Genomic DNA, 7,589 nt, shown 5'->3' on the forward strand with positions numbered 1-7,589 from the left:
TCTGACAATCGGACACGGCCACAGCCGTAGGCTGCGCCTACGGCTGTGGCCGTGTCCGATTGTCAGACCTGACCCCGAATTTTAGAACTGTTCCCATTCCTCGCTGGCGGCGTTGGCCACCTTGCGCGGCCGCTCCGGGCGCACGGCAAGGGCGCTGGCGGCGCTGGGCGCGCGGCTGGCGTTGCGCAGCACCGGCGCGGTGGGCTTGATGTGGCCGGCGTCGATGCGGAAGGCGCTGACGGCGCGCGCCAGGATCTCGGCCTGGTCTTGCATCGATTGCGAGGCGGCGGCGGTCTGTTCGACCAGGGCGGCGTTCTGCTGCGTCACCTGGTCCATCGCGGTGATCGACTGGTGCACCTGGGCGATGCCGGCATTCTGCTCGGCGGTGGCGGCGCTGATCTCGGCCACGATGTCGGACACCTGCTTGACGCTGGCCACCACGTCGCTCATGGTGTCGCCGGCGCGCACCACCAGCCTGGTACCGGAATCGACTTTCTCCACGCTGTCGTCGATCAGCGCCTTGACTTCCTTGGCGGCGGCCGCCGAACGCTGCGCCAGGTTGCGCACTTCGGTCGCCACCACGGCGAAGCCGCGGCCCTGCTCGCCGGCGCGCGCCGCTTCCACCGCGGCGTTCAGGGCCAGGATATTGGTCTGGAAGGCGATGCCGTCGATGACGCTGATGATGTCCACGATCTTGCGCGAGGAGGCGTTGATCGAGTCCATGGTGTCGATCACTTCCTTCACCACCTGGCCGCCCTGCACCGCGATCTGCGAAGCGCTTTGCGCCAGCTGGTTGGCCTGGCGCGCATTGTCGGAGTTCTGCGCCACGGTGGAGGTCAGCTCCTCCATCGAGGACGCGGTTTCCTCCAGCGCCGCGGCCTGCTGCGCGGTGCGGTGGTTCAGGTCGCCGGTGCCGACGGCGATCTGGCGCGAGGCGGTGCTGACCGCGTCGGCGGCGGCGCGCGCCGTGCCCACCACGCCGCCGATTTCGCCCAGCAGCTTGTTGAAGGCGGCGCCGGCATGGCCGATTTCATCCTGCCGTTCCACCGCCACCTGGTGCGTCAGGTCGAGCGAGGAGCTGACATCTTCCATCGTGCCCTGCATCCGGTTCAAGCCGCCGGTAATGACCTGGTACATCTTGAAGCCGAGGAAGGCCACCACCAGCAGCACGCCCGCCGTCACCATCCACAGGATGGTCACGGCGCGCGAATAGGCGGCATCGTTCTCGGCCTTGAGCTTGTCGATCAGTTTCTGGTTGTAGGCGATGTGGTCGTCCAGGCCCTTCTTCACGGCGCCGGCGGTCAGCGCCAGCGGCGAACCGGCCACTAGAGTGGCGCGCACGCCATCCATGTCGCCGGCGTGGGACGCGGCCAGGAACGGCACCAGGGCCTGGCGGTAGGCTTCCATGTTCGCCTTGTCCTGCTCCAGCATCTTGCGGTCGGTTTCGTCGAACACATTGTTCTTGGCGTAGTCGGCCAGCACCTGGTCGAACTTGGCGTGGGCGTCGTTGTAGGCCTTGTCCAGCGCGCTCTTGTCCGGCAGGTTGGAGAACACCGACAGGCGGTAGCCGGCCAGGCGGCTGTCGCCCAGCGCGCCCTTGGCGTTGTTGATGGCGGTCACGCTCGGGATCAGGCGCGTCTGCACCAGGTCCATGCGCTGCTGCGCCTCGCGCAATTGCCACCAGCCTTCGGCGCCGACAAACAGCAGGCCGATCAGGGCGATGGTCAGGGTGATGATCAGTCGATTGCTGATTTTCATGATGTCCGGGTTCCTGGTTGATTGGGGATGAATGCGGCTATCGCAGCCTTAGGAAGATGCAATTGGCCACCAACAATAATGACGACTAACATTTATCCATCGCAGCACACCGACCACTTACTATTCTTGAGGAGCTATCATGTCCCCACTTGGCATTTTCCATACCGCGCTTGGTTTGCTGGCCCTGGGCTCGGGCTTTGCCGCGTATGCCCGGCACCGCCAGATCAGCCCGCGCAGCAAGGCTGGCCTGCTTTACATCGTGACCACCCTGGTGGTCTGCCTGACCGGCTTTGGCCTGTTCGCCCACGGCGGCTTCGGCAAACCCCACGCGCTGGCCGTGCTCACCCTGCTCACCCTGGCGGTGGCCTGGGGCGCCGGCGCGCGCCGCTGGTTCGGCGCCGCCAGCCACAAGGTGGAGACGGTCGGCTACTCGTTCACCTTCTTCCTGCACTTCATCCCGGGCATCACGGAAACCTTCACCCGCCTCCCGCGCGGTAATCCAGTCTTTGCCAGCCCCGAATCGCCGGCCCTGATGGCCATCGGCGGCCTGCTGTTCCTGTTGTTCCTGGCCGGCGCCCGTTACCAGCTCAGGGATTCGTGAAACACCGGCGGCTGGCCTTCCACGGCGTAGGCCGCGTCCAGTTCTTCCAGGGTACGGTAGGGCACGGCCTTCAGCACGGCGGTGGACGGGGCCCAGCGCCGCCTTGGCTTGGCTTCGAACTGGTCCACCACGCCGGCGATGCCGTAGCCGCTCATGGCCGACAGGCGGCGCTTGGCCTGGGCCTGCGCTTCGCGGATCGACAGCACGTAGCGCTCCACGGTCAGCCCCCTGACGGCCGTCTTGCCGATGCGCTGGCGCAAGCGCATCAGGAAATCGGTGTGCTGGGACAGCAGCGCCAGCAAACCAAGGTTCGGATCGGCGTTCAGCACGTCGTAGTTGCCGCGCACCAGGTAAGTCGAAGCGCGCGGTTTATGGTTGCAGGAAATGACGCGGATCTTGCCGCCAACCAGGGACGTCATGCTGAAGAAAATACCGTCGCGCATGCGTTCGGAACCGCCGCCCGGCAGCAGCTTCACCTGCTGGATCTCGACGATGGTGCTGGCGTCGGCATTGGTGAAGATGGCCGCCACGCCGACCAGGGCGCCCGCCATCGGGTAAGCGGTGAAGTCGCCCAGGTGGTGGAAGCCGCGCATGGCCAGCTGGGTGGCATAGTCATCGATCATGCTCCAGTCCACCTGGTCCAGCACCAGCGGGTTGTCGCGCGTGATGCGGACATAGGAGGCCGGCTGCAGCAGGGGCTCCAGGGTGTTGCGGCGCACCGTGTTGGCGGCGCGCAGGAAAGTCAGCACGGCAACGACGGTAGCCAGCAGGGCAAACCACATCAACATATCGTGCAGGTCGGCCACCATGACAAAGCCGGCCGCCACCACGGCGCAGACGCCGAAGTTGATTGCCGAGCTCCAAACCATCGATTTCTTCAGTTGCAACGCCATACTTTCCCTCCAAAAGGCTGGGGAAAATTATAGCGATTCAAGTAGGGGTGAAAATGCGCGAATTCTCACCCTTTTGCCGGTAAATGCGCTCAGCTGGCGGCCCGCTCAGCGCGCGCGGATTGCCTTCAGCTCGGCGCCCAGCCAGGTTTTGCTTTCCACCGGGGCCGCGCCGCCGCAGCGCACCGTATAGGCTTTGCCGCTCGAGCTGCTGGCCGTGGCGCCCAGTTCGATGAATTGCTCGGCGCTGCGCACCATGTCCTTCTTCTCCAGGTATTCGAGCTTGCGCTGCAGGTGGTCTTTGGCTTCGGCCCCGCTGTACCAGGTGCCGTTGCGGTTGAACTGGCAACCCGAGGCCTGCAGCCGGCCCAGCAAGGCGTCGACTTCGGCGCGGGCCGGGGCCGGCAAGGGGGCGGCGGGCGCCAGTGCGGCCGCGCTGGCGGCGATGGCAAAGACGGTGGCGGTCAGGGTACGGCGCATTATTTTTCCTTCCGGCGTGTTTTATAGGGGGCCAGGATATTGCCGCAGCGGATATTGCCGGCGGCAACCCGGGCATTGAAAGCATCCTGCTCTTTTTCCAGGCGCGCGCCTTCGGCATTCAGGCCGGCGGCCTGGGCGTTCAATTCATCCTGGCGCGCATTGTAGGCGGCCACTGCCGCGGCGTCGCTGCGCTCGACCTGGCCTGCGGCGGCGGCGTGGGCGCTTTGCGCGGCGGCGGCGCGCTGCAGTGCCGCCTCATGTTCCTTGAAGCGGCGCGCGATGGCCTGGCGCTGCGGGCGCAGCTCGCCCTCTTCGGCCATGCAGGCCTTGTAGGCCGGGGTATCGGGCTGGGGCGGCATGGGCTGGGCCTGGACTGCCGGGCCGCTGGCGGCGAAAGCGGCAGCGCCGGCGGCCGTGAGTATCATATATTTCATCACTGGTGCAAGGTTTTTTCGGCCTACAAGTAAAATTTACAATCCTACAACATCCGCCGCGAAAGCCGTGTGCTAAGATGCGGCAGCCTTTTTTTGGCGATCCCAAAAGAGAAGATACTGGAGATTATAAGTGAGCATTTTTAGGACTAAGAACCTGGACGACATGGTCGCAGCCGCCCGCAAACCCGGCGGCCTGCAGAAAGTGCTGGGTCCAACCGACCTGGTACTGATGGGCATTGGCGCCATCGTCGGTACTGGCATCTTCGTCTTGACCGGCACCGGCGCGCTGACCGCCGGCCCGGCCCTGACGCTTTCCTTCGTGGTAGCTGCGCTGGCTTGCGGTTTCGCCGCCCTGTGCTATGCCGAATTCGCCTCGACCGTTCCGGTGGCCGGCTCGATTTACACCTATAGCTACGCCACCCTGGGCGAGCTGGTGGCCTGGATGATCGGCTGGGACCTGATGCTCGAGTATGGCCTGGCCACCTCCGCCGTGTCGGTCGCCTGGTCCGGCTACTTCCAGTCGCTGATCGCCGGCATTGACCTGACCGCCTACGGCCTGCCGATTTCCAACCTGAAGCTGCCGGTCGAGCTGACCGCGGCGCCGGGCGCCGTGCCGGGCGCGAACACCATGTTCAACCTGCCGGCTTTCATGATCATGATGGTGCTGACGGCGATGCTGGGCTGGGGCGTGCGTGAATCGGCCCGCGTCAACAACATCATGGTGGTGATCAAGGTCGGCGTGGTGCTGCTGTTCATCGTGGTCGGCGTCGGCCACGTGCAGCCGGCCAACTGGCAGCCATACATGCCGTTCGGCGCCACCGGCGTGATGAGCGCGGCGGCCCTGGTGTTCTTCGCCTTCATCGGCTTTGACGCCGTGACCTCGGCGGCGGAAGAAGTGAAGCGCCCTGAGCGCGACCTGCCGATCGGCATTATCGGCTCGCTGGCAGTGTGCACCATCCTGTACGTGATCGTGGCCGCCATCATGACCGGCATCGTGCCTTACAAGAATTTCCTCGGCATCGACCACCCGGTCTCGCTGGCCCTGCAATACGCCGGTGAGAACTGGTTCGCCGGCTGGGTATCGCTGGGCGCCATCCTGGGCATGACCACCGTGATCCTGGTCATGGCTTACGGCCAGACCCGCATCATCTTCGCCATGTCGCGCGACGGCCTGCTGCCAAAGCGCCTGTCCAAGGTGCACCCGAAGTACCACACCCCGTTCCTGGCCACCTGGATCGTCGGCCTGATCTTCGGCTTTATCGCCGCCCTGGTGCCGCTGAACGTGCTGGCCGAACTGGTGAACATGGGCACCCTGGCCGCCTTCTGCCTGGTTTCCGTGGCCGTGATCATCATGCGCAAGAAGCGCCCGGACCTGCACCGCGCGTTCCGCTGCCCTGGCGTGCCGGTGGTGCCGGGCCTGGCGATCGCGTTCTGCCTGGGCCTGATGTACTTCCTGTCCGCCACCACCTGGATCGCCTTCGGCATCTGGCTGGCACTGGGCCTGGTGGTGTACTTCGCCTACTCGCGCCACCGCTCGGAATTGGGCAAAGCGCAGTAAGAAGCGCCCGCCTTCCGCAAAAAGCCCGCAGCTGCGGGCTTTTTTTATTGTTGCGCACCTACCACGAAAGCTGGCGCACTCGCGGCCAATCTGTGACACTTGCCCCGTAGTCACATGTTCAGACCAAAAACAAAAGGGAGAGCTAGTTGATGAAAACAATTTGCCGCGCTATCGCAGCGCTTGCCGCAGCCGGCCTGGCGACGCAGGCCAGTGCCCAGGAAGGTCCTTCCGTCACCATCAGCGGTTTTGGCACCGCCGCCCTCACCTCCACCGACACCGACGACGCAGAATTCATCCGGCCCAACCAGGCTGCCGGCGTGAAGAAAGACTGGCGTACCGGCCCCGATTCCAACTTCGGCGTGCAAGCCACCATGAAGGTCAACGACATGATTTCGCTGACCGCGCAAGGCCTGGTGCGCAAGGACGGCATCGACCATTACCGCGCGCAGGCCGCGTGGGCCTTCGCCAAATTCAAGGCCACCGACGAACTGAGCTTCCGCGTCGGCCGCATGGGCGCGCCGATCTACATGATTTCCGACTTCCGCAATGTGGGCTACGCCAACACCATGCTGCGCCCGCCGGCGGAAGTCTACCGCCAGGTCACGCTCGACAACTTCGACGGCGTCGACCTGCTCTACCAGCACAGCTTCGGCGACACCTCGCTCAGCGTGCAGCTGGGCACCGGCCGCGCCGAATCCGAACAGCCGGCGCAGAACGTGGAGTTCCGCAAGATGCTGCTGCTGCACGTGGTGGCGGAGAACGGCCCCTTCACGCTGCGCTTCGGCCGCGCCCAGGCCGATTTCACCGTCAAGGACAACCCCACCCTGCGCGGCCTGGTCACCACCCTGCGCAGCGTCGGCCTTACCAATGTGGCCAATATGATGCCGCTGGACGATGTGCGCGGCACCTTCACCTCCATCGGCGGCACCATGGACTGGAAGAACGTCGTGCTGCAGGCCGAATATGCCCAGCGCCGCACCGACACCCTGATCGTGCACGACACCAATTCCTGGTACGCCATGGCCGGCTACCGCTTCGGCAAATTCCTGCCCTACTACTACCACGGCAGCATCAAGCAGAAATCGGAGCGCAACGTGGCCGGCCTGCCCACCAGCGGCCCGCTGGCGCCGATCGGCGCCGGCGTGAACTCCCTGGCCAAAGCCGCCCTGCAGACCAGCGACGCGGTCGGCGTGCGCTGGGACTTCTACAAATCGCTGGCCCTGAAAGTGCAGGTCGACCACATCAAGCCGAAGGACGGGCCGGGCGCCTTCATCAATGCCAAGCCGGGCTTCAACAGTTCGGTGAATGTGTACGCCGTCGCACTCGACTTCGTGTTCTGAGGAGGCCGCCATGGACAAGCGAATCAAGCTGCTGCTCGCTGCAGCATTGTGCAGTGCCGCCCTGCCCGCGCTGGCAGCCGAGATTGTGGTGATCGTCAACCCGAAGAACCCGGCCACGCGCATGTTTAGCGAACAGGCAGCCCAATTCTTCCTCGGCAAATCGACCCTGTTCACGCCGATCGAGCACACCGAAGGCCCGCTGCGTAACGAGTTCAGCCAGAAGGTACTGGGCAAGGACTCGGCCCAGGTCAAGTCGCAATGGTCGAAGCTGGTGTTCACCGGCAAAGGCACCGCCCCGAAAGAGTACGCCTCCAGCGCCGAAGTGAAGAAAGCTGTCGCCGCCGATGTGCAAGCCATTGGCTACATCGAGAAATCCGCCGTCGACGACAGCGTCAAAGTCATCCTTACTGTGCAGTAAAACCGGGGTCAGGTCTGACAAAAGGACAAATTGTGCCCTTTTAAGACCAGACCCCGCAATTCCATGCCCTGGTGGCCGCAAATCCCCCACCCCCGCACACCAACCACCAC

At 64.6% G+C, this 7,589-nt stretch carries 8 protein-coding genes; 4 read left to right on the forward strand and 4 right to left on the reverse strand.

What is annotated here, in order from left to right:
- Positions 1 to 81: 81 nt before the first annotated feature.
- A complete protein-coding gene (locus tag ACE3TQ_RS26180; RefSeq protein ID WP_374586579.1) occupies positions 82 to 1,758 on the reverse strand; it encodes a methyl-accepting chemotaxis protein in 1,677 nt (558 codons plus the stop codon).
- Positions 1,759 to 1,897: 139 nt separating this feature from the next.
- On the opposite strand from ACE3TQ_RS26180, the gene ACE3TQ_RS26185 reads away from it, so the two are divergent.
- Entirely contained in the window at positions 1,898 to 2,359 is a 462-nt protein-coding gene (locus ACE3TQ_RS26185) for a hypothetical protein (protein ID WP_374586581.1), read from the forward strand.
- Here ACE3TQ_RS26185 and ACE3TQ_RS26190 read toward each other — a convergent pair.
- The 3 genes from ACE3TQ_RS26190 to ACE3TQ_RS26200 all read right to left on the reverse strand — a co-directional run bounded on the left by ACE3TQ_RS26190 (position 2,338) and on the right by ACE3TQ_RS26200 (position 4,163).
- Complete coding sequence (locus ACE3TQ_RS26190; RefSeq protein WP_374586583.1) at positions 2,338 to 3,252, reverse strand: hypothetical protein; 915 nt, start codon at positions 3,250 to 3,252, stop codon at positions 2,338 to 2,340. The two genes, ACE3TQ_RS26185 and ACE3TQ_RS26190, sit on opposite strands and share 22 nt — an antisense overlap.
- Positions 3,253 to 3,357: 105 nt before the next feature.
- On the reverse strand, positions 3,358 to 3,729 hold the full coding sequence (locus ACE3TQ_RS26195; RefSeq protein ID WP_374586585.1) for a DUF5329 domain-containing protein: 372 nt from the start codon (positions 3,727 to 3,729) through the stop codon (positions 3,358 to 3,360).
- Positions 3,729 to 4,163: a hypothetical protein gene (locus ACE3TQ_RS26200; protein ID WP_374586587.1), complete on the reverse strand. Its 435-nt coding sequence runs from the start codon at positions 4,161 to 4,163 to the stop codon at positions 3,729 to 3,731. Before ACE3TQ_RS26200 ends, ACE3TQ_RS26195 begins: the two co-directional genes overlap by 1 nt.
- 130 nt (positions 4,164 to 4,293) lie before the next feature.
- On the opposite strand from ACE3TQ_RS26200, the gene ACE3TQ_RS26205 reads away from it, so the two are divergent.
- From ACE3TQ_RS26205 to ACE3TQ_RS26215, 3 genes are all read left to right on the forward strand, one after another.
- On the forward strand, positions 4,294 to 5,721 hold the full coding sequence (locus ACE3TQ_RS26205; RefSeq protein ID WP_374586589.1) for an amino acid permease: 1,428 nt from the start codon (positions 4,294 to 4,296) through the stop codon (positions 5,719 to 5,721).
- A gap of 149 nt (positions 5,722 to 5,870) precedes the next feature.
- Positions 5,871 to 7,061: a porin gene (locus tag ACE3TQ_RS26210; protein ID WP_374586591.1), complete on the forward strand. Its 1,191-nt coding sequence runs from the start codon at positions 5,871 to 5,873 to the stop codon at positions 7,059 to 7,061.
- 10 nt (positions 7,062 to 7,071) lie between these two features.
- Positions 7,072 to 7,479 (forward strand): hypothetical protein, encoded by a 408-nt coding sequence (locus ACE3TQ_RS26215; protein WP_374586593.1) that lies wholly within the window; start codon positions 7,072 to 7,074, stop codon positions 7,477 to 7,479.
- Positions 7,480 to 7,589 lie beyond the last annotated feature (110 nt).

Origin of the sequence: Pseudoduganella sp. (assembly GCF_041914865.1) — a bacterium.
Taxonomy (GTDB): domain Bacteria; phylum Pseudomonadota; class Gammaproteobacteria; order Burkholderiales; family Burkholderiaceae_D; genus Rugamonas.

Bases quoted from the DNA above. Each gene is read 5' to 3' on its own strand.
- ACE3TQ_RS26180 (WP_374586579.1), bottom strand. From the start codon at position 1,758: ATGAAAATCAGCAATCGACTGATCATCACCCTGACCATCGCCCTGATC.
- ACE3TQ_RS26185 (WP_374586581.1), top strand. From the start codon at position 1,898: ATGTCCCCACTTGGCATTTTCCATACCGCGCTTGGTTTGCTGGCCCTG.
- ACE3TQ_RS26190 (WP_374586583.1), bottom strand. From the start codon at position 3,252: ATGGCGTTGCAACTGAAGAAATCGATGGTTTGGAGCTCGGCAATCAAC.
- ACE3TQ_RS26195 (WP_374586585.1), bottom strand. From the start codon at position 3,729: ATGCGCCGTACCCTGACCGCCACCGTCTTTGCCATCGCCGCCAGCGCG.
- ACE3TQ_RS26200 (WP_374586587.1), bottom strand. From the start codon at position 4,163: ATGAAATATATGATACTCACGGCCGCCGGCGCTGCCGCTTTCGCCGCC.
- ACE3TQ_RS26210 (WP_374586591.1), top strand. From the start codon at position 5,871: ATGAAAACAATTTGCCGCGCTATCGCAGCGCTTGCCGCAGCCGGCCTG.
- ACE3TQ_RS26215 (WP_374586593.1), top strand. From the start codon at position 7,072: ATGGACAAGCGAATCAAGCTGCTGCTCGCTGCAGCATTGTGCAGTGCC.